27 protein-coding genes, 4 tRNA genes and 1 pseudogene are annotated in these 23,306 nt (G+C 69.7%); 4 read left to right on the top strand and 28 right to left on the bottom strand.

Annotated features, from left to right (window positions below):
• Positions 1–57: 57 nt before the first annotated feature.
• The 22 genes and pseudogenes from rpoB to EV374_RS00890 form a co-directional block, all read right to left on the bottom strand.
• On the bottom strand, positions 58–3,489 hold the full coding sequence (rpoB, locus tag EV374_RS00990) for a DNA-directed RNA polymerase subunit beta (RefSeq protein ID WP_132230898.1): 3,432 nt from the start codon (positions 3,487–3,489) through the stop codon (positions 58–60).
• A gap of 572 nt (positions 3,490–4,061) precedes the next feature.
• Complete coding sequence (gene rplL, locus EV374_RS00985) at positions 4,062–4,445, bottom strand: 50S ribosomal protein L7/L12 (RefSeq protein ID WP_132230897.1); 384 nt, start codon at positions 4,443–4,445, stop codon at positions 4,062–4,064.
• 54 nt (positions 4,446–4,499) lie between these two features.
• On the bottom strand, positions 4,500–5,045 hold the full coding sequence (gene rplJ / locus EV374_RS00980) for a 50S ribosomal protein L10 (protein ID WP_132230896.1): 546 nt from the start codon (positions 5,043–5,045) through the stop codon (positions 4,500–4,502).
• Between the two features lie 334 nt (positions 5,046–5,379).
• A complete protein-coding gene (locus EV374_RS00975) occupies positions 5,380–6,069 on the bottom strand; it encodes a hypothetical protein (RefSeq protein WP_132230895.1) in 690 nt (229 codons plus the stop codon).
• Positions 6,066–6,920 carry an ABC transporter ATP-binding protein gene (locus EV374_RS00970; RefSeq protein ID WP_132230894.1) on the bottom strand — a complete coding sequence of 285 codons (855 nt, stop codon included), beginning with the start codon at positions 6,918–6,920 and terminating at the stop codon, positions 6,066–6,068. Before EV374_RS00970 ends, EV374_RS00975 begins: the two co-directional genes overlap by 4 nt.
• A 76-nt stretch (positions 6,921–6,996) precedes the next feature.
• Complete coding sequence (gene rplA, locus EV374_RS00965; RefSeq protein WP_132230893.1) at positions 6,997–7,713, bottom strand: 50S ribosomal protein L1; 717 nt, start codon at positions 7,711–7,713, stop codon at positions 6,997–6,999.
• Positions 7,714–7,794: 81 nt separating this feature from the next.
• The gene (gene rplK, locus EV374_RS00960; RefSeq protein ID WP_132230892.1) at positions 7,795–8,226 is read right to left on the bottom strand and encodes a 50S ribosomal protein L11; all 432 of its coding nucleotides are present in this window, start codon (positions 8,224–8,226) and stop codon (positions 7,795–7,797) included.
• A gap of 186 nt (positions 8,227–8,412) precedes the next feature.
• On the bottom strand, positions 8,413–9,135 hold the full coding sequence (gene nusG, locus EV374_RS00955; RefSeq protein ID WP_088998338.1) for a transcription termination/antitermination protein NusG: 723 nt from the start codon (positions 9,133–9,135) through the stop codon (positions 8,413–8,415).
• 38 nt (positions 9,136–9,173) lie between these two features.
• Positions 9,174–9,566, bottom strand: a complete 393-nt coding sequence (gene secE / locus EV374_RS00950) for a preprotein translocase subunit SecE (RefSeq protein ID WP_088998337.1) — start codon at positions 9,564–9,566, stop codon at positions 9,174–9,176.
• Positions 9,567–9,779: 213 nt separating this feature from the next.
• Positions 9,780–9,852: transfer RNA gene (locus EV374_RS00945), tRNA-Trp, on the bottom strand.
• 128 nt (positions 9,853–9,980) lie between these two features.
• Positions 9,981–10,373 carry a MaoC family dehydratase gene (locus tag EV374_RS00940; protein ID WP_132230891.1) on the bottom strand — a complete coding sequence of 131 codons (393 nt, stop codon included), beginning with the start codon at positions 10,371–10,373 and terminating at the stop codon, positions 9,981–9,983.
• Position 10,374: 1 nt separating this feature from the next.
• Positions 10,375–10,821 (bottom strand): MaoC family dehydratase N-terminal domain-containing protein, encoded by a 447-nt coding sequence (locus EV374_RS00935; RefSeq protein ID WP_121399901.1) that lies wholly within the window; start codon positions 10,819–10,821, stop codon positions 10,375–10,377.
• Positions 10,822–10,950: 129 nt separating this feature from the next.
• A complete protein-coding gene (gene rpmG / locus EV374_RS00930) occupies positions 10,951–11,118 on the bottom strand; it encodes a 50S ribosomal protein L33 (protein ID WP_013288652.1) in 168 nt (55 codons plus the stop codon).
• A 132-nt stretch (positions 11,119–11,250) separates the two neighbouring features.
• Positions 11,251–11,323, bottom strand: a tRNA-Met gene (locus EV374_RS00925).
• A 25-nt stretch (positions 11,324–11,348) separates the two neighbouring features.
• Positions 11,349–11,421: transfer RNA gene (locus EV374_RS00920), tRNA-Thr, on the bottom strand.
• Positions 11,422–11,517: 96 nt separating this feature from the next.
• Complete coding sequence (locus tag EV374_RS00915) at positions 11,518–14,046, bottom strand: bifunctional diguanylate cyclase/phosphodiesterase (protein WP_132230890.1); 2,529 nt, start codon at positions 14,044–14,046, stop codon at positions 11,518–11,520.
• Between the two features lie 51 nt (positions 14,047–14,097).
• Entirely contained in the window at positions 14,098–14,241 is a 144-nt protein-coding gene (locus EV374_RS32365; RefSeq protein WP_165947696.1) for a hypothetical protein, read from the bottom strand.
• A 405-nt stretch (positions 14,242–14,646) separates the two neighbouring features.
• Positions 14,647–15,642: a hypothetical protein gene (locus tag EV374_RS00910; RefSeq protein ID WP_132230889.1), complete on the bottom strand. Its 996-nt coding sequence runs from the start codon at positions 15,640–15,642 to the stop codon at positions 14,647–14,649.
• A gap of 228 nt (positions 15,643–15,870) precedes the next feature.
• Positions 15,871–16,278, bottom strand: a complete 408-nt coding sequence (locus tag EV374_RS00905) for an arsenate reductase ArsC (protein WP_132230888.1) — start codon at positions 16,276–16,278, stop codon at positions 15,871–15,873.
• Positions 16,279–16,295: 17 nt separating this feature from the next.
• Positions 16,296–16,799, bottom strand: a complete 504-nt coding sequence (locus EV374_RS00900) for a GNAT family N-acetyltransferase (RefSeq protein ID WP_132230887.1) — start codon at positions 16,797–16,799, stop codon at positions 16,296–16,298.
• Positions 16,800–16,819: 20 nt separating this feature from the next.
• Positions 16,820–17,527, bottom strand: a pseudogene (locus EV374_RS00895) (aquaporin); the annotation flags it as partial.
• Positions 17,524–17,895, bottom strand: coding sequence for a metalloregulator ArsR/SmtB family transcription factor (locus tag EV374_RS00890; RefSeq protein ID WP_132230885.1), 372 nt, complete (start codon positions 17,893–17,895; stop codon positions 17,524–17,526). The pseudogene EV374_RS00895 and the gene EV374_RS00890, both read right to left, overlap by 4 nt.
• 77 nt (positions 17,896–17,972) lie before the next feature.
• Here EV374_RS00890 and EV374_RS32360 point away from each other — a divergent pair, with 77 nt between their 5' ends.
• The 3 genes from EV374_RS32360 to EV374_RS00880 all read left to right on the top strand — a co-directional run bounded on the left by EV374_RS32360 (position 17,973) and on the right by EV374_RS00880 (position 19,345).
• Positions 17,973–18,125, top strand: coding sequence for a hypothetical protein (locus EV374_RS32360; RefSeq protein WP_165947695.1), 153 nt, complete (start codon positions 17,973–17,975; stop codon positions 18,123–18,125).
• A 19-nt stretch (positions 18,126–18,144) separates the two neighbouring features.
• Positions 18,145–18,603, top strand: coding sequence for an ArsI/CadI family heavy metal resistance metalloenzyme (locus EV374_RS00885; protein ID WP_132230884.1), 459 nt, complete (start codon positions 18,145–18,147; stop codon positions 18,601–18,603).
• Positions 18,604–19,093: 490 nt separating this feature from the next.
• On the top strand, positions 19,094–19,345 hold the full coding sequence (locus EV374_RS00880) for a hypothetical protein (protein WP_132230883.1): 252 nt from the start codon (positions 19,094–19,096) through the stop codon (positions 19,343–19,345).
• A 44-nt stretch (positions 19,346–19,389) separates the two neighbouring features.
• Here EV374_RS00880 and EV374_RS32855 read toward each other — a convergent pair whose 3' ends face one another.
• The 6 genes from EV374_RS32855 to EV374_RS00855 form a co-directional block, all read right to left on the bottom strand.
• Positions 19,390–20,070 carry a site-specific integrase gene (locus tag EV374_RS32855; protein ID WP_207913782.1) on the bottom strand — a complete coding sequence of 227 codons (681 nt, stop codon included), beginning with the start codon at positions 20,068–20,070 and terminating at the stop codon, positions 19,390–19,392.
• A 29-nt stretch (positions 20,071–20,099) separates the two neighbouring features.
• Positions 20,100–20,567 (bottom strand): tyrosine-type recombinase/integrase, encoded by a 468-nt coding sequence (locus EV374_RS32850; protein ID WP_486485519.1) that lies wholly within the window; start codon positions 20,565–20,567, stop codon positions 20,100–20,102.
• Complete coding sequence (locus EV374_RS00870) at positions 20,567–20,782, bottom strand: excisionase family DNA-binding protein (RefSeq protein ID WP_132230882.1); 216 nt, start codon at positions 20,780–20,782, stop codon at positions 20,567–20,569. Before EV374_RS00870 ends, EV374_RS32850 begins: the two co-directional genes overlap by 1 nt.
• Positions 20,767–21,567, bottom strand: coding sequence for a replication initiator (locus EV374_RS00865; RefSeq protein ID WP_207913778.1), 801 nt, complete (start codon positions 21,565–21,567; stop codon positions 20,767–20,769). Before EV374_RS00865 ends, EV374_RS00870 begins: the two co-directional genes overlap by 16 nt.
• Entirely contained in the window at positions 21,527–22,159 is a 633-nt protein-coding gene (locus EV374_RS00860; RefSeq protein WP_132230881.1) for a hypothetical protein, read from the bottom strand. The genes EV374_RS00865 and EV374_RS00860 overlap by 41 nt, the downstream gene beginning before the upstream one ends.
• 394 nt (positions 22,160–22,553) lie before the next feature.
• Positions 22,554–22,637 (bottom strand) — tRNA-Tyr (locus EV374_RS00855).
• Positions 22,638–22,785: 148 nt separating this feature from the next.
• Between EV374_RS00855 and EV374_RS00850 the strand changes: the two genes are divergently transcribed.
• The gene (locus EV374_RS00850; protein WP_132230880.1) at positions 22,786–23,280 is read left to right on the top strand and encodes a YajQ family cyclic di-GMP-binding protein; all 495 of its coding nucleotides are present in this window, start codon (positions 22,786–22,788) and stop codon (positions 23,278–23,280) included.
• Positions 23,281–23,306 lie beyond the last annotated feature (26 nt).

Raw genomic sequence — 23,306 nt, 5'->3', positions numbered from 1 at the left:
TACTGCTAGCTAGTGGGTGGGGTCGGGAGCCGGCGAGCCGGCCCCCGACCGCTCACCTCAGACCTCTTCGACCGAGCTCGGCTCGCGCCGGGACAGGTCGATGCCCAGCTCCTCCGCGGCGCGGAACACCTCGTCGTCGGTCTCGCGCATCTCCAGGGCCACGCCGTCGCTGGACAGCACCTCGACGTTGAGGCACAGCGACTGCAGCTCCTTGAGCAGCACCTTGAACGACTCGGGGATGCCCGGCTCCGGGATGTTCTCGCCCTTGACGATGGCCTCGTAGACCTTGACCCGGCCGAGGACGTCGTCGGACTTGATCGTCAACAGCTCCTGCAGGGCGTACGCGGCGCCGTACGCCTGCATCGCCCAGCACTCCATCTCGCCGAAGCGCTGGCCACCGAACTGCGCCTTACCACCCAGCGGCTGCTGCGTGATCATCGAGTACGGACCCGTCGACCGGGCGTGGATCTTGTCGTCGACCAGGTGGTTGAGCTTCAGGATGTAGATGTAGCCGACCGCGATCGGGTCCGGCAGCGGCTCGCCGGAGCGGCCGTCGAACAGCTGCGCCTTGCCGGTGGAACCGATCAGCTGCTTGCCGTCCCGGTTGGGCAGGGTCGACGCCAGCAGGCCGGAGATCTCCTCCTCGCGGGCACCGTCGAAGACCGGCGTGGCCACGTTGGTGTCCGGCTCCGACTCGTGCGCCTCGATGGAGCGCAGCTGGCGCTTCCACTCGGCGTCATCGCCGTCGACGCTCCAGCCCGTCTTCGCCACCCAGCCGAGGTGCGTCTCCAGCACCTGGCCGATGTTCATCCGGGACGGCACACCCAGCGGGTTGAGCACGATGTCGACGGGCGTGCCGTCCTCCAGGAACGGCATGTCCTCGATCGGCAGGATCTTGGAGATGACGCCCTTGTTGCCGTGCCGGCCGGCGAGCTTGTCGCCGTCCTGGATCTTCCGCTTCTGGGCGACGTAGACCCGGACCAGCTCGTTGACGCCCGGCGGCAGCTCGTCGCCGTCCTCGCGGGAGAAGGTACGCACGCCGATGACCGTGCCGGTCTCGCCGTGCGGCACCTTCAGCGAGGTGTCACGGACCTCGCGCGCCTTCTCACCGAAGATCGCGCGGAGCAGCCGCTCCTCCGGGGTCAGCTCGGTCTCGCCCTTGGGCGTGACCTTGCCGACCAGGATGTCGCCGGGGACGACCTCGGCGCCGATCCGGATGATGCCGCGCTCGTCGAGGTCGGCGAGCATCTCCTCGCTGACGTTCGGGATGTCGCGGGTGATCTCCTCCGGGCCCAGCTTGGTGTCCCGGGCGTCGACCTCGTGCTCCTCGATGTGGATCGAGGTGAGCACGTCCTGCTGCACGAGGCGCTGCGACAGGATGATCGCGTCCTCGTAGTTGTGGCCCTCCCAGCACATGAACGCCACGAGCAGGTTGCGCCCGAGCGCCATCTCGCCCTCGTCGGTGCACGGACCGTCGGCGATGACCTGGCCGGCCTCGACGCGGTCGCCCTCGAAGACGACCGGCTTCTGGTTGACGCAGGAGCCGGCGTTGGAGCGGCGGAACTTGTGCAGCAGGTACGTGCGGCGGTGGCCGTCGTCCTGGTGGATCGTGATGTAGTCGGCGCAGAGGTCCTCGATGACGCCGCCGACCTCGGCGACGACCACGTCACCGGCGTCGACCGCGGCACGGTATTCCATGCCGGTGCCGACGAGCGGGGACTCGGCCTTGACCAGCGGCACCGCCTGGCGCTGCATGTTCGCGCCCATCAGCGCCCGGTTGGCGTCGTCGTGCTCGAGGAACGGGATCATCGCGGTGGCGACCGAGGTCATCTGCCGCGGCGACACGTCCATGTAGTCGACGGCGCTCGGCACCACGTCCTCGGTCTCGCCGCCCTTACGGCGGCACAGGACCCGGTCCTCGGCGAACGTGCCGTCGGCCTTCAGCGGCGCGTTGGCCTGCGCCTTGACGAACCGGTCCTCCTCGTCCGCGGTCAGGTAGTCGATCTGGTCGGTGACCCGACCGTCGACGACCTTCCGGTACGGCGTCTCGATGAAGCCGAACGGGTTGACCCGGGCGAAGGTGGACAGCGCGCCGATCAGACCGATGTTCGGGCCTTCCGGCGTCTCGATCGGGCACATCCGGCCGTAGTGGGACGGGTGCACGTCGCGGACCTCGAAGCCGGCCCGCTCCCGGGACAGACCACCCGGGCCGAGCGCGCTCAGCCGGCGCCGGTGGGTCAGGCCCGCCAGCGGGTTGGTCTGGTCCATGAACTGGGACAGCTGCGACGTGCCGAAGAACTCCTTGATCGCCGCCACCACGGGACGGATGTTGATCAGGGTCTGCGGCGTGATCGCCTCGACGTCCTGGGTGGTCATCCGCTCACGGACGACCCGCTCCATCCGGGACAGACCGACCCGGACCTGGTTCTGGATCAGCTCACCCACGGTACGCAGGCGCCGGTTGCCGAAGTGGTCGATGTCGTCGGCCTCGTAGCCGTCCTCACCGGCGTGCAGCCGGCAGAGGTACTCCACGGTGGCGACGATGTCGTCCTCGGTCAGGGTGCCGGTCGTGATCGGCACCTCCAGCTCGAGCTTCTTGTTGAACTTGTAACGACCGACCTTGGCGACGTCGTACCGCTTCGGGTTGAAGAAGAGGTTGTCGAGCAGGGTCTGGGCGTTCTCGCGGGTCGGCGGCTCGCCAGGGCGGAGCTTCCGGTAGATGTCGAGCAACGCCTCGTCCGCGCCGGCGATGTGGTCCTTCTCGAGCGTGGTCATCATCAGCTCGGACCAGCCGAACCGCTCGCGGATGCGCTCGGCCGACCAACCGACGGCCTTGAGCAGGACGGTGACGGCCTGCCGGCGCTTGCGGTCGATGCGGACGCCGACCGTGTCGCGCTTGTCGATGTCGAACTCCAGCCAGGCGCCCCGGCTGGGAATGACCTTGACGCTGGTGAGGTCGCGGTCGGAGGTCTTGTCCGGCTGCTTGTCGAAGTAGACGCCCGGGGACCGGACGAGCTGGCTGACCACGACGCGCTCGGTGCCGTTGATGATGAAGGTGCCCTTCGGCGTCATCATCGGGAAGTCACCCATGAACACCGTCTGGCTCTTGATCTCGCCGGTGGTGTTGTTGGTGAACTCCGCGGTCACGAAGAGCGGGGCGCAGTAGGTCAGGTCCTTCTCCTTGCACTCCTCGATCGAGGCCTTGACCTCGTCGAAGCGCGGAGCCGAGAAGGAGAGCGACATGGTGCCGGAGAAGTCCTCAATGGGACTGATCTCGTCGAGGATCTCCGCGAGACCCGAGCGTGCGTGCGGGTCGTCCGCCGACCGGCCCTGCCAAGCCTCGTTGCCGACGAGCCAGTCGAAGGACTCGTTCTGGATGGCGAGGAGGTTGGGGACCTCGAGGTGTTCGGTGATCCTGCCGAATGAAACTCGGCGGGGAGCGAATGCGCTCGACGTACGACTGGTCTTCGCAGGGCGGGAAGCTGCCAAGATGCGTCCTTCCGAGGACCGGTGCTGCAGAACGGCTGGTACGCGTGCACTCCAATGACCCCACCAGAAATATCCGTAAACGGACATTTCCGAGCAGGGGTCAAGTCGGAAGGCAGCGCAAACTAGCAGTGTAGCCGAGAGGCTAACCGCTGTCCAGCCCAACCCGCAGGTCGTCGCGGAACGTGCCTCGGGACCCCTGAACCGGGGTCGAACCGGGCCGCTCGGAACGCGACGTTCCTGCCGGGCCGCTCGGGTGCCGCGGCCGATGGTGTCGCCGCTGCCATTACCCAAGTGGTGGCCGTTGCAAGCGCGGAAGGTCTTGCTGTGTCAGCGTGCCTGTCAGCCCGGGGCCGCGTCAAGGCCCGGCATCCGGGTCGCCGCTTCTTTCCCACCGACGGGCTACCCCCGGGCCGCGGTCGCCGACCGTCGCGACGCGTCGACGCCCTGCTCACCGCACCTGTCGCCGGATCCACCACGAAGGCGGGCGGCGATCCAGTGTCGGATCACCGCCCGCCGCGACGCGGTGTGCCCCGGCTCACCGAGCCGGGGCACGCGCCTGGTGGTACGTCAGGTCACTTGAGGGTGACCTTGGCGCCCTCGCCCTCGAGCTTGGTCTTCGCCTTCTCGGCGGTCTCCTTGTTGGCCTTCTCCAGGACGGCCTTCGGAGCGGCCTCGACCAGGTCCTTGGCCTCCTTGAGGCCCAGGCCGGTCAGCTCGCGCACGACCTTGATGACCTGGATCTTCTTGCCGCCGTCAGCCTCGAGGATGACGTCGAACTCGTCCTTCTCCTCCTCGACCGGAGCGGCGGCGGCCGGGCCGGCCGGGCCGGCGACGGCGACCGGAGCGGCCGCGGTGACCTCGAAGGTCTCCTCGAACTGCTTCACGAACTCGGAGAGCTCGATCAGCGTCATCTCCTTGAACGCGTCGAGCAGCTCGTCGGTGCTGAGCTTCGCCATGTCTGGCGTCCTTTCCTGAATCTGTTAGGTAAGAACTGGGTGCGCCGCGGGGCCTCAGGCCGCCTCGGCGCCCTCCTTCTCGCGCTTGTCCTGCAGGGCAGCCGCCAGACGGGCGGTCTTCGACAGCGGGGCCTGGAACAGGGCCGCGGCCTTGCTCAGGTTGCCCTTCATCGCGCCGGCCAGCTTGGCCAGCAGCACCTCACGGGACTCCAGGTCGGCGAGCTTCGTGACCTCGGCCGCGGTAATGGCCTTGCCCTCGAAGACACCGCCCTTGATGACGAGCTTCGGGTTGGCCTTCGCGAAGTCGCGAAGCCCCTTCGCCGCCTCGACGACGTCGCCCGAAACGAAAGTCAGCGCGGTAGGACCGGAGAACATCTCGTCGAGGCCGGAGATACCAGCGTCGGTCGCGGCACGCTTCGCGAGCGTGTTCTTCGCGACGGTGTAGCTGGTCTCCTTGCCGAGCGAGCGCCGCAGCTGGGTGAGCTGGGAAACCGTCAGACCGCGGTACTCGGTCAGCACCGTGGCACCCGCGTTGCGGAAGCTCTCGGTCAGCTCAGCGACGGCCGTGGCCTTGTCGGCCCGGATCGGCTTGTCCGCCATGTCCCTCCTCTCTCGTTACTCGAGGCCGGTCACCGTCGTCGGCCGGAGCTTTCGACGGGGGCGCAGGTGCCACGACAACGAGAAAGGCCCCGGCGCAGGGCGCACGGGGCGAGGGCCGGCGCACGGACACGGTCGGCGGACCATGTTCAGCACCGATTTTCGCTTACCGCCCTGCGCGGGTCGCCCGTAGTCGCGGGACCTTCGACCGTGCCGGGGCACGGTGACCAGCGGTCTCTGGGTGGAACTTCGCGGCCAAGGTTACGCGAGGCATCCCGTGACCACCAAATCGCCCCCCGGTGGGCCGGGTCACTCCCCCGCACCGAGGGGCCGACGGTCAGGGCCGGTGGCGCCGCCGCCACAGGTACGCCGCTGCGGCCACCGCGCTCCAGGCCACGGCCCAGGCGGTGAGCAGGCCCACCGTGGACGCGGCCAGGCCGTCGGCGGCGGCCCGCGCGGTGGCCATCACCGGCGGCGCCAGCCACGGCGCCACCGAGCCACTCAGGCCGAGGGCGACCGTGCCGACCCCGCCGAGCGCAAGCACCGCGACGCCGTAGCCGGCACTACCCGTGCAGGCGCGGCTGGCCAGCGCCCCGAGCGCCACCGCTGCGGGTACGGCCAGCAGGTGCACCCACAGCCCGACGGCGATCCCCACCGGCACCGACCGGTCGCCCGGCCCCTCCGGGCCGGCGACCCCGCCCACCAGCCACGGGAAGACCAGCGCGACGGCCACCATGCCGAGCCCGGCCACGCCGGCCGCCAGCAGCCCGGCCAGGCGCTCCCGGCGCACCCCGACGAGCGCCTGCGCCAGCCGGCGCTGCACGTCCGGCTCGACGTCCAGCAGCACCTTGGTCTGCCAGGCGAGCACCGGGAAGAGCACCACCGCCGAGACGCCGTACGCCTCCCCCGGCTGTGCCCGGCCGCCGCCGTAGAGGACGCCGAGAGCCACCAGGCCGGCCAGCAGCGGGGCCAGCGCCCGTCCCGTACGCAGGAAGCCCGCCAGCCGCAGCCGGAGCAGTGCGGTCACGGCGGCCCTCCGGTGGTCCCGCCCGTGGCCTCCGGCGCCCGGGCGGCGGGCGGCGCGGCGGGGTCCACGGTCCCCGTCAGCGGCCCCTCGGCGTCGTCCGGGGCGACCACGCCGGCTCCGGCGGGCCGGCGTACGCGAAGGATCCGGTGCCCCTCGGCGCGCAGCCGGGCGACGGTGCCGTCGACCCGCGCCGCCGGGACCGCGACCTCGACCACCGCCAGCGCCGCCTCCGCCGACGGGGCAGCCTCGGTGACCGTGCCGTCCGCCACCGTCCACCGGCGGGCACCCGGCAGCCGGGCGATCTCGCCCCGGTGGTCGCTGACCAGCACCGAACCGCCCGCCGCCGCCACCTCGTCGATCACCTCGGGTACGAGGTCCCGGGTCGCGGCGTCGAGGCCCTCCCACGGCTCGTCGAGCACCAGCAGGCCGGGCGGACGCAGCATCGCCTGGGCCAGGCCGACCTTCTGGGCGGTGCCCTTGGACAGTTCCGGCAGGCGGACCCGGCGGAACCCGGACAGGCCCAGCCGGGAGGTCCAGTGGTCGACCGCGTGGCCGGCGGCCGCCGGGTCGAGGCCGGCGACACGGCCCATGGCGGTCAGGTAGTGCTCGACGGTGAAGGGTTGGTCGGCCGGGAAGCGCTCCGGGACCCACCCGACGTGCCGGGGTCGACCGGTGACCCGCCCCCGGCTCGGCCGCAGCACCCCGGCCGCCACCTGGAGCAGGGTCGACTTGCCCACGCCGTTGCGGCCGAGGACGACCACGACCTCACCGGGGCCGACCCGCACCGCGGCTTCCCGCAGCACCCACGGGCCCCGCCGCCGGTAGCGCAGCCAGACGTTCTCCAGGCGCACCGGCCGAGCATGCCACAACCGACACGGAACGGGGCGCCGCCACAAGGTGGCGACGCCCCGTCACGGGTACGGATGCTCAGGCCTCGGCCGGAGCCTCCTGCAGGTTCTTCACCACGTTGGGGTCGACCGGGACGCCCGGGCCCATGGTGGTGGTGAGGGTGACCTTCTTGAGGTACTTGCCCTTCGCGGCGGACGGCTTGGCCCGCAGGACCTCGTCGAGGACCGCCGCGTAGTTGTCGATCAGCTGGGTCTCGGAGAACGAGGCCTTGCCGATGATCAGGTGCAGGTTGGAGTGCTTGTCCACCCGGAAGGTGATCTTACCGCCCTTGATGTCCGAGACGGCCTTGGTGACGTCCATGGTCACCGTGCCGGTCTTCGGGTTCGGCATGAGACCGCGCGGGCCCAGGATCCGCGCGATCCGGCCGATCTTGGCCATCTGGTCCGGCGTGGCGATCGCCGCGTCGAAGTCGAGCCAACCGCCCTGGATCCGGGCGACCAGCTCGTCGGTGCCCACCTCGTCCGCACCGGCGGCGACGGCCTCCTCGGCCTTCGCACCGGCGGCGAAGACGATCACGCGGGCGGTCTTACCGGTGCCGTGCGGCAGGTTGACCACGCCACGGACCATCTGGTCCGCCTTGCGGGGGTCGACGCCGAGGCGCATGGCGACCTCGACCGTGGCGTCGAACTTGGCGGAGGTGGTGTCCTTGGCCAGCTTCACGGCCTCGGCGGGGGTGTAGAGCTTCGACCGGTCGATGACCTCGGCGGCCTTGCGGTAGCTCTTGCTGCGCTGCATTTTCTACGTACTCCTGTGGTCTATGGCGGGCCGCGACTTCCCGCGCGCCCTCCCACGAACTGGATCTGGCGGTGACCGAGGTCAGTCGTTGACGACGATGCCCATCGACCGGGCGGTGCCGGCGATGATCTTCGCAGCCTGGTCAATGTCGTTGGCGTTGAGGTCGACCATCTTCTTCTCGGCGATCTCACGCACCTGGGCCTGCGACACCGAGCCGACCTTGTCCTTCTGCGGGACGCCCGAGCCCTTCTCCACCCCGGCGGCCTTGAGCAGCAGCCGGGCGGCGGGCGGGGTCTTCAGGACGAAGGTGAAGCTGCGGTCCTCGTAGACGCTGATCTCGGCGGGGACGATGTCGCCCCGCTGGGACTCGGTCTGCGCGTTGTAGGACTTGCAGAACTCCATGATGTTCACGCCGTGCTGGCCGAGCGCGGGGCCGACCGGCGGCGCCGGCGTTGCCTGGCCCGCCTTCAGCTGAAGCGTGAAAGTCTTGACGAGCTTCTTCTTCGGAGGCATGTCTCTTCCTGGGGCTTGGAACTGGGAAAGGTGCCGGCCGCAGGCGCGCACGGTCAGCGCGATGCGACAGCGGCGACGTTCTAGAGTAGCGCAGCGTCCCGCCGCCGCCTCCGCCGAGGTCGGGCGGAGGGGGGCGGAACAGGTACGCCGGCGGCGGGCCGCTGCCCACCGCCGGCGCTCCCGACGTCAGATCTTGGCGACCTGGTTGAAGTTCAGCTCCACCGGCGTCTCGCGACCGAAGATCGACACCAGCACCTTGAGCTTCTGCTGGTCGGCGTTGATCTCACTGATCGTCGCCGGCAGCGAGGCGAAGGCGCCGTCGGTGACGGTGACCGAGTCGCCGACCTCGAAGTCGAGGACCTTGATCTCGGGCTTGGCCTTCTTCTGCTCGGTCTCGACGGCAGGTGCCAGCCACTTCAGCACCTCGTCGAGGGAGAGCGGGGCCGGGCGGTCGGCCCGGTCCGTCGCGCCCACGAAGCCGGTGACACCCGGCGTGTTGCGCACGCAGGAGTAGGACTCGGCGGTCAGCTCCATCCGGACCAGGATGTAGCCCGGGAAGACCTTGGCCTGGATCTGCGACCGCTTCCCGTTCTTGACCTCCACCTCTTCCCGGGTCGGCACCTCGACCTGGTAGATGTAGTCCTCCATGTCGAGGCTCGTGATCCGGGTCTCGAGGTTGGTCTTGACCTTGTTCTCGTAGCCGGCGTACGAGTGCACCACGTACCAGTCGCCCGGCGCGTAGCGCAGCTTCTGCCGCAGCTCGGCTACCGGGTCGTAGTCCTCGTCCGGCGCGGGCTCGGTGGTGGGGAACTCCGGCTCGCTGGCGGCCTCGACCGACTCGTCACCAGCCGCCGTCGCCACCGTGGACTGCTCGTCCGTGGTCTCGGCGGTCTCGTCGTACTCAGGCACGCTCGCTCACTTCCGTCACTATCGGCTCAGTCGGCCGGTCAGCTGGGGTTGCCGAAGACCCACAGCACGCCCTTCGCGAAGGCGAAGTCAAGGCCGGCCACGATCGTCAGCATCACCGCGACGAAGGCGACCACCACAGCCGTGTAGGTCAGCAGCTCCTTGCGGGTCGGCCAGATGACCTTACGCAGTTCCGCCACGACCTCGCGGATGAATCGGGCGATGCGGCCGAACAGACCGACCCGGTCGGTTTCCGCCTTGGTCTTCGGCTTGCTGTCCGCCGAATCCGCCTTCGCCCGCGAGCGCGTCGCGGTGCCGCCCCGGGATACCGGCTCCTCGGCGTCGGTGGCGTCGTCGTCGGCCACGTCGTCGACGACCTCGTCGTGCAGACGGTCGTCGCCGGCGTCCTCGCCGCGCCGCTTCTTGTCGGCCACTTCGCCCTCCGTCGCGGGATGTCGGGTCGCACGCTGTCGGGCGTGCGCGGCGTTTGGTCACGCCGGCCGGGCCAACCGTCCCGCGACGGGCCGCGGCCGGCGGATCAGCCGGGCGGGCCCGAATGCCTCGGGGCCACCCCACCAATGCCACCACCACGGGCCGGACGCCGCCATACGGCGGCGCGACCCACGGGAACGGTCAGGCCTGAGGCGCAGGGGTGACAGGACTTGAACCTGCAGCCTGCGGTTTTGGAGACCGCTGCTCTGCCAATTGAGCTACACCCCTGTGCGGCAATGCTCACCCTGCCCGGTCATGCACGACCGTGCAGGGGTTACTTGCCCCACGGCGGACCAGTGTACGGGTAGCGGCACCACTTTCCCAACCGGTCTGCCCCTCGCGCGTCGCAAGCCTGGTCAGCGGGCCGTCCGGACGGTCGCGCGAGCCTGCGAGAGCACCTTCTCCCCCCGGCAGACGGCGGTCACGTCGAGCCTGGTCAGGCCGTCCTCGGTGACCTCCCGGACCACGGCCGTGACCTCGATCTCGGTGCCCTCGTCGTCGTCCGGTACGACCACCGGCCGGGTGAAGCGGACGTTGTAGTCGACGATCGCGTCGGGCGCCCCGGCCCACTCCGCCACCGCGCGGCCGACCAGCGCCATGGTGAACATGCCGTGGGCGATCACGCCGGGCAGACCCACCTTCGTGGCGGTCCGGTCGTTCCAGTGGATCGGGTTGAAGTCCCCCGAGGCGCCGGCGTAGCGGACCAGGTCCGCGCGCGTCACCCGGAACGTCCTGGCTGGCAGCTCCATCTCAGCCCTCCCCGCGTACGACGAGCTTCGACCAGACGGTCACGACCGGTTCGCCGGCCGGGGTGGCGACCTCGGTGCGGGTGGTCAGGAAGCCGTGCCCGCCACGGCTGCTGACGTCGTCGATGACGCTGACGCAGACCAGCTCGTCCCCCGCCACCACCGGCCGGGTGTAGGCGAAGCGCTGGTCGCCGTGGACGACGCGGCTGTAGTCGACGCCGAGGGCCGGGTCGTCGATGATCTGCTGGTTGGCCGCCATCGTGAGCACGATGGGGAAGGTCGGCGGGGCGACCACGTCCGGGTGGCCGAGCGCGCGGGCGGCCTCCGGGTCGTGGTGGGCCGGATCGGCGGCGCCGATCGCCGTGGCGAACTCGCGGATCTTTTCTCGGCCCACCTGGTAGGGGGCGGTCGGCGGATACGTCCGGCCGACGAAGGACGGGTCCAGGGACATGCCGCGAACCTACACGCAAACGCCGATCGCCGATCCGTACGGTCGGCGGCGGCCGGAGCCGCGCCGTCCCTACGGACCGGCGATCGGGAAGTAGTGCCTGAGGACCGGGCCGGCGGTGCCGGCCGTGGGTCAGCGGGTCTCGCGGTGGACCGTGTGCTTGCCGTCCCGCGGGCAGAACTTCTTCAGCTCGATGCGGTCGGGGTCGTTACGACGGTTCTTGCGCGTGATGTAGTTGCGCTCCTTGCACTCCACACACGCCAAAGTGATCTTCGGCCGGACATCGGTCGCCTTCGCCACGGCGGAGTGCCTTCCTCGCTACGGGTAACAACTACGGCGCATCAGCCTACGCGCTGACGGCGCGGACATGCAAAGTGGGCGCCAGTGGCGCCCATCCCACCGACCGCCGGGAGCTGGCCCGGTGGACGAGAGTAGCGGTGGCCGGACTTGAACCGGCGACACAGCGATTATGAGCCGCTTGCTCTACCATCTGAGCTACACCGCCGTGGCGGGTCCAGCCGGACCCTCTGAGCCCCCTTACGGAATCGAACCGTAGACCTTCTCCTTACCATGGAGACGCTCTGCCGACTGAGCTAAGGGGGCCTGCGCGATCTCCCCGGGGGGTGACGCGCAGGGGATACATTACACGGCCGTGCGGCGGAGATGAAATCGGATCCCCAACAGGCGCGTCTCCGCAGTTCAGGGCACGGCCCGCAGCCGGGGCAGCTCCCCCGGGGAGATCGTCTCCGGGTCCACCTGGGCGCCGAACCAGGCCTCCAGCCGCTCGTACGGCAACGGGCGGCTGAACAGGAAGCCCTGGCCGATCTCGCAGCCGATGTCCTGGAGCAGCTCCAGGGTCAGCTCGCTCTCCACGCCCTCGGCGACCACGGCCAGGCCGAACTGCTGGGAGAGCGTGACCACCGCGTTGACGATCGCCAGGTCGCCCGGGTCCGTCGCCATGCCCTGTACGAAGGAGCGGTCGACCTTCACCTCGTGCACCGGCAGGCGGCGCAGGTGGGCCAGGGACGAGTCGCCCGTGCCGAAGTCGTCCACCGACAGCCGTACGCCGAGGTCGCGCAGTCGCCGCAGGGTCGGGATGGGCCGGTCGGTGCCGTCCAGCACCCCGGCCTCCTTGATCTCCAGCGTGAGCAGCTGCGGCGGCACACCGTACTCGTCGAGCAACTCCCTGACGCGGGCCGGGAAGTGCTGGTCGGTGAGCGTACGCGCGGAGAGGTTGACCGCGACGGCGAGCGGCTGGCCGGCGTGCGTCCAGTCCCGGCTGCGCCGCAGCCCCTCGCGGAGCACGAACTCGGTGAACCGGCCGAGCTGGCCGGTGTGCTCGGCCACGGCGACGAAGTCCTCCGGGGCGACCGTGCCGTGTGCCGGGTGCTCCCAGCGGGCCAGGCACTCCACGCCGACCAGCCGGCGGTCGCGCAGCGTCACCTTGGGCTGGAAGTAGACCTCCAGCTCGTCGGCGTCCAGCGCGCGCCGCAGATCGCCGGCGAGGCCGAGCCGTCGCAGCGACCGCGACTCCAGCGTCGGACTGAACAGCTGCACGCTGCCCGGCACGGACTTGGCCGCCGTCGCCGCCAGATCCACCCGTTGCAGCAGGGCGACGGCGTCGCTGCCGTGGTCGGGGTACACGGCGACACCGACCGCCGTGTCCACGTCGAGGGTGAGCGCGTCGAAGACCATCTCGTCGCGGATCTGCTCACGCAGCTGCGCGGCCAGCTCCATCGCCGCCTCAGCACTCTCCAGGCGCAGCGTCACCAGGAACTCGTCCCCGCCGGCCCGCCCGACGAGGGCCGACGAGGGTACGCAGGAGCGCAGCCGGTTGGCGACCTCCACCAGGACCTTGTCGCCGGCGGCGTGCCCGAGCGACTCGTTGACCTGGCGCAGCCGGTCGACGTCGAACAGCAGCAGGGCCACCACCTCGCCGGGCGCCCGGATCTTGACGGCCTCCTCCAGCGCGCCCGTGATCCGTCGCCGGTTCGGCAGCCTGGTCAGCGTGTCGTGGCTGGCGTCGTGCCGGAGCCGGTCGACCAGTCGCGAATTCTCCAACGCCACCGCCGCGTGCGCCGCCACCGTCTCGAAGAGCGGCACGTCGGTGCGGACGAAGTAGTTGCTGTCCCCCAGCCGGTTGGCCACCTCCAGCGTCCCGATGACCGCCTGGCCGGACCGCAGTGGAAGGACGATCACGTCCTTGACCCGGTGCGTCGAGAGGGGAGCGCGCAGGTCGCCGTCGGTCGTCAGTCCCCGACCGACGGCCACGGTGCGGCCCTCGTCCCGGGCCCGTTCCCGCAGGGCGGCCGGGGTCTTGGCGAAGTCGAGCAGACCGGGGGCGTCGTTGCGCGCGGTCAGGAGCACCTCGGGATGCCGACCCTGGGCGGGCAGCCAGAGCGTCGCGTACTCCGCCTGCATGAGCGCCCGTACGCGGCCGAGGAGGGCGTCGGGCAGCGTGCCGTACTCACCGCTCTCGCTGACCGCGCGGCTCAGCTCGTACATGTCGGTGAGGGTGCGGTGCTGCCGGAAGAACTGCGCGTACGCCCGGTAGACGAAGGCCAGCGCGACGAGGAGCGCCCCCAACAGCAGCAACGACCACCAGGTGGCTGCGATGAGGATGAGGACGATGATGCCGATGGCAATATTGATCATCGCTGCCAGGAGCCCCGGCATCGACTGGCGGAACGCGCCCCGGCCCGCCTGCCAGCCCTGCAACAGCGTGTGCACGCCGGCGACCGAGGCCATGCTCAACAGGTTCACCATGCTGGCCGCGAAGAACAGCTTGAGCCAGGTGGCCGGGCCGACATCCTCGACGGGCGGCAGGGCCTGGAGCACGAGGACGGCCAGGGACGAACCCGCGGCCGCGCGACCCACGTTGAACCAGAACTTCGTCGGGCCGAACCGGTGCCTGAGGTGCGACACGGCCGACGCGACCGTGTAGATCATGACAACCGTCAGCGGTTCGACGAGATAGAACGCCAGGACCAGTGGGATCTCGGTCAGCGTCACGCCGAGGGACTGCCGCCGGACGGTGAAGTTCAACACCGGGAGCCCGGCGGCCACCATGGCCACGAGGAGTGGCAGCGCCAGCGACCACCCGCCGAACGGCTGCGGCGCGACCAAGCCGACCGCCGTCGTGCAGACGATGGCGATCAGGGCCAACGGCCCGGTGATCAGCCACGCGTATTCAGTCGAGCGGGGGCCGGTGGGGCCACGACCCGCCATCCCGTGCCCCCTTACCGGCCCGCCGGTGTCACGTCATCAAGCGGTGGTCACTCAACGAGGCGCGGGCATGTTCCAGATGATGTCGGCGGTCTGGAGATCTCCGAATCCCTGGAGGTCACCGACCAGGACGCCGCTCGCGAGAACGGCGAGCGCGAAAAGCGAGCCAAGCAGCTGGCCGAGCTTTCGACGAGACATGGTTGCTCCTGCAGGGGAAGTGTCACGGGGATGGTGGAGGTTCCACGATCGTGCCACAAGGCAGGTACCCAGAAAAGCGGTGCGCGTACCGCCGGACCGAGCGTCGGCGACGTTCCGCCGTTCGGCCCACGGGCCGCCCAGACCGAGCCCTGATCACGGGGGCTGAGTGGGCATCATGCACTTCGCACATTGCGGATTGCGACCTTCCACGCAATTCGGGGAAGGTCCGGGAGTCCGGGCGTACCCACCTTCACCGTGGGTGACCTCCTGCCCGGGAAGCCCGGCCGGACATCGACCACCATACTCGTTCTGCGCCAGCGCGCCAGGGCTGAGACGACGGACCGACAAAGCTTCGCCACGAACCTGGGCGGAAGCATCGGATGGCGGCAGGTGAGTCCGTGGCTGCTACCTGCGGCAGGCTGGGCACCGCTCGCGCACCGGTACCGCCGGAGTGTCGGCCGTCGCGCCGGAACGCGCCCGGACTGCGAGCGCCCCGGTCAGAGACGCCACGCCCGCGAGAAGGACGGCGACGGCGGTCCCGGCACCGACGCGGAAGTCTGCATGGCCGGCGCCGACCACGGGCGCGACGTTCTCGGTCAGGGGCCCCAGGGCGAGCAACCCGACGGGGGTGAGCAGGACGAGAAGAGCCCAGATGCCCCGGGCGTCGCCGCGCAGGGACAGCACGGCCGCGGCGAGCATGGCGGCCAGCAGAAGGACCGCGCCGGTTTCCGGGAGGAACGCGCCCCCGTAGCTGAACCGGTAGAACCACGCGCCCTTCCCGGCCAGGACCCCGACTGCGACGAGAGCCGCCCCCAGTGCGACCGGCAAGGGTGCGAGGCGGTGGCGTAGCACCGTGTGGGAGGGAAGTGCCAGTGCCAGCACGCCCAGGGCCGCCTGAGGAAGCAGAACGAACAGGTACGGGCGGGGCAGCCCGAACAGGGCGGCGACGGGCACCACGGCGACAGTGGACACCAGCGCCAGCCCGATCGCGGCGCGGGCCCACCGGACCGGTCCGAGAACATGAACGACGGCGGCCAGCAGCCAGCAGACCCAGACGACGATGCCCGTGGTGGCGAACGGACCGAAGGCCGGCGAGCCCCACAGACCCGGCGTGGTGACCACTTCGGCGGCGGCCCAGAAGCCAGCGAGGGCGGTCGCGGTGAGGTGGCTCAGAACAGCGGCGAGGCGTACGCCGGGTATGAGGTCGGCAGCGCCGGCGGCGCGCAGGCGCTCACGCCCGCCCCCGACCAGCACGTCCCTCACGTCGAGGATCGACGGCCAGCGGCGGCCGGGTCCGGCCAGGTCGAGATACGTGCCGACGATCTCGCCGCCCCGCGCCTGGCGGTACCCGGCGGGATACGCCCGCAGCAGTTGCCGGTAACGGCGTTCCAGGTCCCTCACGCCGGTCCTCCCGGGGCAGGCGGGGTGACGGGCCAGGCGGCGGTACGGGCCCAGAAGGTCGGTTCCACCGGTGGCGTGTCCACGACTCGGAATGTATCGGCTACGAAGGCATTTGGCGGCGGAACCGCCACAGCCACGCATCGGGGGCATGCGGCCTGCACGCCTCAGACCGGCGCCGGGCGACAGGGACCGCAGGGGTCACCTGCTCCCGCCATGGTCCCGGCGTGCTCAGCCGTGTTGCTCGATGCTGACCAGCAGCTGCACAACCCGGGTCCTGATGTCGTCGCGGACCTGGCGGACGATGTCGAGGGGTTGGCCGGCGGGGTCGGTGAGCTTCCAGTCCTCGTAGCGCTTGCCGGGGAAGACGGGGCAGGCGTCGCCGCAGCCCATGGTGATGATGACGTCGCTGGCTTCGGCCGTGTCCCAGGTGAGCTGGGCCGGGGTCTGGTCGACGATGTCGATGCCGACCTCCCGCATGGCGTCGACGGCGACGGGGTTGATCTGGTCGGCGGGTGCGCTGCCGGCGGAGCGGACCTCGATGGTGTCTCCGGCGAGGTGGCGCAGCCAGGCGGCGGCCATCTGGGAGCGGCCGGCGTTGTGGACGCAGACGAACAGGACGCTGGGCTTGTCGCTCATCGGTGATGTTCTTCCTGTCAGACGAAGATCGGACTGCGGCGCTCGATGAGGGTTACGTCGCGCCAGGTTCCGTGGTGGCGGCCGACGCGTTCGCGGGTGCCGACGATGCGGAAGCCGCAGGCGGTGTGCAGGGCGAGGCTGGCGGTGTTCTCGGGAAAGACGCCGGATTGGATGGTCCAGATGCCGGCCTGCTCGGTGGAGGCGATCAGGGCGTCGAGCAGGAGGCGGCCGACTCCCTGGCCGCGGGCGTCGGGGTGGACGTAGACGGAGTGCTCGACGACCCCGGCGTAGACGCACCGGTCGGAGACGGCGGAGCAGGCGACCCAGCCGAGGACCCGGCCGTTGTGATCGATGGCCACCCAGCGGTGACCGGGCAGCCGGCTGGCGGTGAACTGCTCCCAGGTGGGCGGCTCGGTCTCGAAGGTGGCGTTGCCGGTGGCGATGCCGAGCCGGTAGATGTCCAGCACGGCGTCGGCGTGCTGATCGCCCATGGCGGCGATGGTGATGCCGGTGGCGGTCATCGGTTCTCCCGGGCGAGGTGCGGCACGACGACGGCGTCGGCGGAGTCTGCGGCGTGGGGATACCAGGCGGCGAGGGCCGCGACGGCGACCAGGCCGCCGACGAGCTGGGCGGCGACGAAGCCGGGCACCGACGCCGGGGCGATGCCGGCGAAGGTGTCGGTGAACGCGCGACCGATGGTGACAGCGGGGTTGGCGAACGAGGTCGACGAGGTGAACCAGTAGGCCGCGCCGATGTAGGCGCCCACGGCGGCGGGGGCGGCGGACGTACGGCCGGTGTGGGCGAGGGCGAAGACCAGGACGACGAGGCCCGCGGTGGCGACCACCTCGGCCAGCCACAGGTTCCCGCCGGTCCGCTCGGTACGCGACCAGGCCACGGCCGGCAGGTCGAACATCAGGCCGGCCAGCACCGCCCCGGTGATGGCTCCGCCGGTCTGGGCGGCGGTGTAGGCGGCGAGGTCCCGGGCGGTCAGGCCGGTGCCGGCGCGGCGGCCGAGCCACCAGTCGACGGCGGAGACGACCGGGTTGAAGTGCGCCCCGGACACCGGCCCGAACATGAGGATCAGCGCGCCCAGGGCGAGGGCGGTGGCGATCGCGTTCTCCAGGAGTTGGAGCCCGACGTCGTCGGGAGAGAGCCGGGAGGCAGCGATCCCGGAGCCGACGACGGCGGCGACCAGCAGGGCCGTACCCGTGAACTCAGCCGATGCCCGCCGGGCCAGGGTGAGGGTCACGCGGTGGCCTGCGCGGACCCGGCGGGGAGGTCCAGCAGCGCGCCGAGCTGCCGAAATACTTCCGGGCGGGCCCGGTACCACACCCAGGTGCCGCGTCGGTCGGAGTCGACCAGGCCGGCCTCGCGCAGCACCTTGAGGTGGTGGGAGATGGTCGGCCCGGACAGGTCGAACGCCGGGGTCAGGTCGCAGACGCAGATCTCCGGCACGGAGGCGATCATCGACATCAGCCGCAGTCGGATCGGGTCGCCCAGCGCCTTGAACATCGGCGCGACCACCGCCGCCTGCTCGGCCTCCAGCGGACGGACCGCGATCGGGGAGCAGCAGGCCACGGCTTGGAGATCCACCACCGGCAGCGCTTGTTTCGACATGCCTCTAGGTTGACAGATCTCGAAACAGGGTGCAACGTAGGCCCTGCTTCGAAAAACATCTAGGCAGGGGCGAAGTGATGCTCAAGCTGTTCACCCGTCGTCGCCACACCCACGTTCGAGACGTGACGCTCTGCGAGCCGTGCGGGCAGGTCTGCACCGCGGACTGCCGCGCCGACGCCCGTTACGAGCGCACCCGCACCACCACTCTCACCAGCCACCACATCCGCTGAATCCGCCAGGAGGGGAACCATGTCCCGCGTCCAGCTCGCCCTGCGTGTGTCCGACCTCGAAGGCTCCATCGCCTTCTACTCGAAGCTGTTCGACACCGAGCCGGCCAAACGTCGCCCCGGCTACGCCAACTTCGCCATCGAGAACCCGCCGCTGAAGCTCGTGCTTTTGGAGGGCGAGGCCGACCAGCCCACCGTGATGGACCACCTGGGCGTCGAGGTGTTCAGCACCGACGAGGTCAACGCCGCCACCAGGCGCCTGACCGACTCCGGTCTGATCACCCTGGAGGAGAACAGCACCGAATGCTGCTACGCCCTCCAGGACAAGGTCTGGGTACGCGGCCCCGGCAACGAGCCCTGGGAGGTCTACACCGTCAAGGCCGACTCCGACCAACTGGACAAGGTCACCGAGAGCGCGTGCTGCACCCCCGCCACCGACAGGGAAACGGCCACCGCCGGGGTCCAGGGGAACTGCTGCTGACCGCTGCGAATCCGCGCCCGCTCTCGATTCAGAGGGTGGGCGCGATTTCTTTGGCGGGCGTAACCCTACGGACAGCATCGGCCGATGGTCACGGGCAAGAGACCGTCGATCGCAGCCCTCTGCCAAGAACACCTGGTCCCGCTGTTCCTGTGGAGAGCCTGATCAGGTTGGACTCCGCTGGTCTGAACGAGAACGACCCCGGCGTGCGTTTCCGCAGTTCCCCGGGGCCGTCCATGCCCCTGGTGGCGGGCAGAGGATTCGAACCTCGGTAGCCTTCGCGACGGATTTACAGTTTAGCCCGTCCTCAAGATTGTCGATGAAAGCTCGCCCAGGTCAGGGCCGCTCTCCTCTGTCCGGGCGGACTCCCCCGCGTGCCCGTTGCGTGCCCCTTGGGAGGTGCCGGCCGCTCGGCGCGCCCGATTGCATGATCAACCCCTTGCTGGGGTCGCCGCAGATTGTGAAGATGAGCCGACCACGCAAAGGAGCACCCATGGCGGACCCGCCCAAGCATCCAGTCGAACAGCCGGTGTTCCGGTCGCTGATGCTGACCTCCCTCTTCCTCGGCGTGGTGTTCGTGTGCGCTGCGCAGGGAGTCTCGAACAGGAGCTTCCTGAACGGCGTCACACTGCTGGCAGCGCTGTTCTTCGCCATCTTTGTCATCTCGTTCGGCCTCTACTGGCTGGCATGGGTGCTGAGAGAACACGAACTCTGGCGCGAGGGACGCCAAGGCGAGGAGGAATAGGCCAGGACTAGTTCCGGCGCACCGCACCTCAATCCGAGCCCCGGTCAGGATCCCTGCGGCGACTCACCAGAGGGCTTGGTCTTACCCCTGTGGCCGTTGCGGGCCAGACTGGAAGGGTCCTCGCCCTTTCGCGCCCGGTCGAGGAAGGCCGCCACCTCGGCATCCCGGCCGTCGACCGCGCGGGCGTAGTGCCGAGTCGTGACGCTGGCGTTGGAGTGACCCAGCCGGCGGGCTGCGACCAGGACGCCGTGTGAGTCAGCTACCCAACTGCCGTGCGTCGCCCGAAGGTCGTGCGGGATCAGGTCGGTCAGGCCGGCCCGCTCGACGGCCCGGTCAAATCGGTACTTCCAGCCGTTGTAGCTCTGCGGCCGGCCGGCGGTCCGCTGCTGTCGGCCGGGGAAGAGGAAGGCGTTCGTGTTCTCAGGCAGCTCGGCGAGGTGCTGTCGGAGCCGGTCGACCACGAAGGCCGGCAGGGCGAGTTCCCGGCGCTGGTGACTCTTCGGAGTGTCGATCACCGGCCCGCCGGGGAGCTGGGCGACCGACTCAGCGACGGTCATGCGGCCGTCTGCCACGTCGACATGCCGGCGCCGCAGGCAAAGCGCTTCCCCGATCCGCAGCCCGCCGTAGGCGAGGACCAGGACCAGGAGGTCATCCGGCGGAGACAGCTCAGACACGAGCTGGTCGACGTGCTCGGCGGTAAGGATGGTCGGGTTCGGCTCAGGCAACCGGGGCAGCTTGACTCCCCGGCACGGAGTCACGGGATTAGCCCGTTGTCGACCGCCGAGGACATGATCTGCGAGAGCAGCCGGTACGCCTGCCGGACCTGGGAGGCACCGACCCGGGTGGTCAGGTCAGCCACCCACCGGGCCACGGTCATCGGCAGGACGGCGGCGATCACCACGTTGCCGAAACTCGGGAGGATCATCCGGGTCAGCAGCGACCGGTAGGTGTGCCGGGTCTTCGCCTTGAGCGTCGGGGTGGAAGCGGCGAACCACTCCTCGGCCCACTCCCCCACCGTCGTCCGGCTTGCCTGCGGCGCGATCCACCGGCCCTGGGCGATGTCGGCCTCAGCCAAGGCGAGGAACCGTTCAGCGAGCCGCTTGGTCTCGAAGGTGGTCGGGGCAGGGTGGTCCCTGCCGTCCGGTCCCCGGTACCTCACCTGCCAGCGCCCCGAAGGCAGTTGCCGAACCCTTCCGAAGCGACGCTGCTTCGCGGGCGCCATCAGGCCACCACCCAACCGTCGCGCCAGGTCAGTTCCCGCATCGGCTCGACGGTGCCGGCGGTGATGAACTCGGTGAGGGCGGTTTCGGGAATGCGGACGTGGTGGCCGCCGAGTTTGACGTAGCGGATGCGCCGCTCAGCGATGAGTCGGCGGGGGAATCGCTCGGTGGTGCCGAGGCGGGCTGCGGCTTCCTTGACGGTCAGCAGTTGCTCCACTCGGTGGCCTCCTTCCTGGTCGCCTCATCAGCCGTGGTTGCCGAAGCATCGGGCGGGACGGCAGCAGCGGCGCGTCTTGCGGCGTCGAGCTGGGCGCGCCATTGGATGCGTTCGGAGATTGCCCGCAGGACCCGGTGGCCGAGAGGCGCGACGTCCGGGTCGGTTGGTCGGGCGAGTTCCCAGGCGTGGCGTTGTTCGCTGCCGGGCGGGGCGGTGTCGGCGTCGGTGGTGACCCCGAGGAGGGCCTTGACCCAGTCCTTCCGGTCGGCGCGGTGGTCGGCGAGAGTCTTCCCGGACCACTGCCGGCTGATGAGGACGCGCCGGCCGCCGATGCCGAGGGTGTCGCGTTTGTGGACCTTGTTCTTGCAGTTGCCCGGCCGCAGCCCTTGCTTGGCTTTCTTCGGTTGGACGCAGTACAGCAGCCAGTTCGCGCACCGCTCGGAGCACGGCGTGTGCCGCAGTTCCTGCCAGAGCCGTTCGAGGTGCGCCCGCTGCCGGCCGGTGGTCACGTCGTGGCAGTCGGCGGCTTGCTTGGTCAGGTATTTGGTGATGTAGCCGACGCACCGGTCCGCGTCCTTGGTGCCAGCGAGGACGCCCTTGGCGTCGACCTGCGTACCGAACCGCACAACGTGCACGGGTTCGGCGTCGGGGTCGGCGTCGAGCAGGTCCAGGGCGTCGTCCCACGACGGAAGCAGTTCATGCTGGAAGGTCTGGCGACTGCCCGACGAGGAGATCCTTACCTCGCTACGAAGACGACGTCTCCACACGTGCGAGCCCACCAGCACGGAGCCACTGCACGATCAAGATGCTCAGGTGCACCGCGGCACGCGCCTCCTCAACTTCCGGCTGGCGCTGAGCACCTGACACATGCCGGTCGGGATTGGGCCAGAGCAGACGCAGCATAGAGACCAGGCTGCCGACATCATGAGCGCCATCAGGACCAGGAAGCACGAACCTCCAACGCTCGCCCTGGCTCCTGAGTTGCCCCAGCGCATGCCCGAACTGAGGATTGGCTTGCGACGGCACTACGAGAGGCACAACCAGTGCCTCCACGGCTTTGATGGCGTGATCCCAGGCATCCGAGGGGTCCTGATCACGCCCGTATGCCTTCGCCCACGCCTGCTTCAGCTCACTGCTAGCCACGTCATCCGGATCTGCCGCCTCCTGGAAGGCGGCCACAGCTGTTGGATCAACTCGCTCCTGAATTCCGGTCCCGTCCGCGTCGACGGTCCACATCGAGTTGGCACCGTCGAGGATCCTCTGCAACTCCGCTTTGCCCTTGCCGTCAGACAGCATCAGCACCGCATCGATCACCTCAAGCGCTACATCAGCATCTTGCTGGCAGGCGGCGATAACGTCGCTGATGAGCTCAGACAAGAACCTCGGGTCAGGCGTGATCGGAATGCGAACAGCCGTTGCGACGTGAGTAACGAAGTCTCGATCCACTACCGTCTCGTAGTAGGCACTCCCCCTGCTTAGAGGGTTGGACCGTCGGACCCGCGTCATGAACGCCGAACTCAGCCACTTATGTATCGGAGCCCACATGTGAGCCGGCACCCCGGCATACGGGCCATCGTCCTCAACCAGGCCGCGTCGAACGGACAGGCGGCGCCACTCAGTCACTTCTTCCCCCCACCCTGGGTTAGCACCCGCACCCGTGCCCGTTACGTGCCCGATCCGAGGGATCATCACGGACAACGACGGCATCAGAAGCAAGAGACGACAAAGGCCCCCGACTTGCGTTTTCGCAGGTCGGGGGCCTGTTGCTCCCTGGTGGCGGGTAGAGGATTCGAACCTCTGTAGCTTTCGCGACGGATTTACAGTCCGCTCCCATTGGCCGCTCGGGCAACCCGCCAGGGCACCCCACCGCGTCGTAACGCGGCAGCGGAAGCAAGGATAGCGGCTCACCCCGGCCTCGGCGCAACCGGGTACCGTCAGGGGGTCGTACCGCTGGTCAGCGGGGGACGAAGGACCACAGACCGCCGGACAGCAGGAGCATGAGCATGGCAGCGAACCCGTCGTTCGACATCGTGAGCAAGGTCGACCGCCAGGAGGTCGACAACGCTCTCCGTCAGGCGGAGAAGGAGCTCGCGACGCGGTTCGACTTCCGGGGCACCGGCGCCGAGATCTCCTGGTCGGGCGAGGAGGCGATCAGCCTCCAGGCGGAGACCGAGGAGCGGGTGCGGGCGGCGCTGGAGGTCTTCAAGGAGAAGGTGATCAAGCGGAACATCTCGCTGAAGTCGCTGGACGCCGGTGACCCGCGCGCGTCGGGCAAGATCTTCAAGATCGACTGCAAGGTGATCCAGGGCATCGACTCGGACAAGGCCAAGGCGATCAGCAAGAAGATCCGCGACGAGGGCCCGAAGGGCGTCCAGGCCCAGATCCAGGGCGACCAGCTCCGCGTCACCGGCAAGAAGAGGGACGACCTCCAGGCCGTCATCGCGCTGCTCAAGGGCGAGGACTTCGGCGTCGCCCTCCAGTTCACCAACTACCGCTGACGGTGTCCGGTCGGCCCCGCCCCGGT

The organism is Micromonospora sp. CNZ303 (genome assembly GCF_004345505.1).
Note: the sequence above shows the minus strand (reverse complement) of the source record. Positions and strands in the feature narration are given on the sequence as shown.

Excerpts from the sequence above, each read along its gene's own strand:
- EV374_RS00900 (WP_132230887.1), bottom strand. The coding sequence starts at position 16,799 with ATGACCGCCACCGGCATCACCATCGCCGCCATGGGCGATCAGCACGCC.
- rplL (WP_132230897.1), bottom strand. The coding sequence starts at position 4,445 with ATGGCGAAGCTCAGCACCGACGAGCTGCTCGACGCGTTCAAGGAGATG.
- EV374_RS32850 (WP_486485519.1), bottom strand. The coding sequence starts at position 20,567 with ATGGCGCCCGCGAAGCAGCGTCGCTTCGGAAGGGTTCGGCAACTGCCT.
- EV374_RS00915 (WP_132230890.1), bottom strand. The coding sequence starts at position 14,046 with ATGGCGGGTCGTGGCCCCACCGGCCCCCGCTCGACTGAATACGCGTGG.
- EV374_RS00885 (WP_132230884.1), top strand. The coding sequence starts at position 18,145 with ATGTCCCGCGTCCAGCTCGCCCTGCGTGTGTCCGACCTCGAAGGCTCC.
- EV374_RS00940 (WP_132230891.1), bottom strand. The coding sequence starts at position 10,373 with ATGGAGCTGCCAGCCAGGACGTTCCGGGTGACGCGCGCGGACCTGGTC.
- rplK (WP_132230892.1), bottom strand. The coding sequence starts at position 8,226 with ATGCCTCCGAAGAAGAAGCTCGTCAAGACTTTCACGCTTCAGCTGAAG.
- rplJ (WP_132230896.1), bottom strand. The coding sequence starts at position 5,045 with ATGGCGGACAAGCCGATCCGGGCCGACAAGGCCACGGCCGTCGCTGAG.
- rplA (WP_132230893.1), bottom strand. The coding sequence starts at position 7,713 with ATGCAGCGCAGCAAGAGCTACCGCAAGGCCGCCGAGGTCATCGACCGG.
- EV374_RS32365 (WP_165947696.1), bottom strand. The coding sequence starts at position 14,241 with ATGTCTCGTCGAAAGCTCGGCCAGCTGCTTGGCTCGCTTTTCGCGCTC.
- EV374_RS00935 (WP_121399901.1), bottom strand. The coding sequence starts at position 10,821 with ATGTCCCTGGACCCGTCCTTCGTCGGCCGGACGTATCCGCCGACCGCC.
- EV374_RS32360 (WP_165947695.1), top strand. The coding sequence starts at position 17,973 with ATGCTCAAGCTGTTCACCCGTCGTCGCCACACCCACGTTCGAGACGTG.
- EV374_RS00850 (WP_132230880.1), top strand. The coding sequence starts at position 22,786 with ATGGCAGCGAACCCGTCGTTCGACATCGTGAGCAAGGTCGACCGCCAG.
- EV374_RS00905 (WP_132230888.1), bottom strand. The coding sequence starts at position 16,278 with ATGAGCGACAAGCCCAGCGTCCTGTTCGTCTGCGTCCACAACGCCGGC.
- EV374_RS00880 (WP_132230883.1), top strand. The coding sequence starts at position 19,094 with ATGGCGGACCCGCCCAAGCATCCAGTCGAACAGCCGGTGTTCCGGTCG.
- EV374_RS00890 (WP_132230885.1), bottom strand. The coding sequence starts at position 17,895 with ATGTCGAAACAAGCGCTGCCGGTGGTGGATCTCCAAGCCGTGGCCTGC.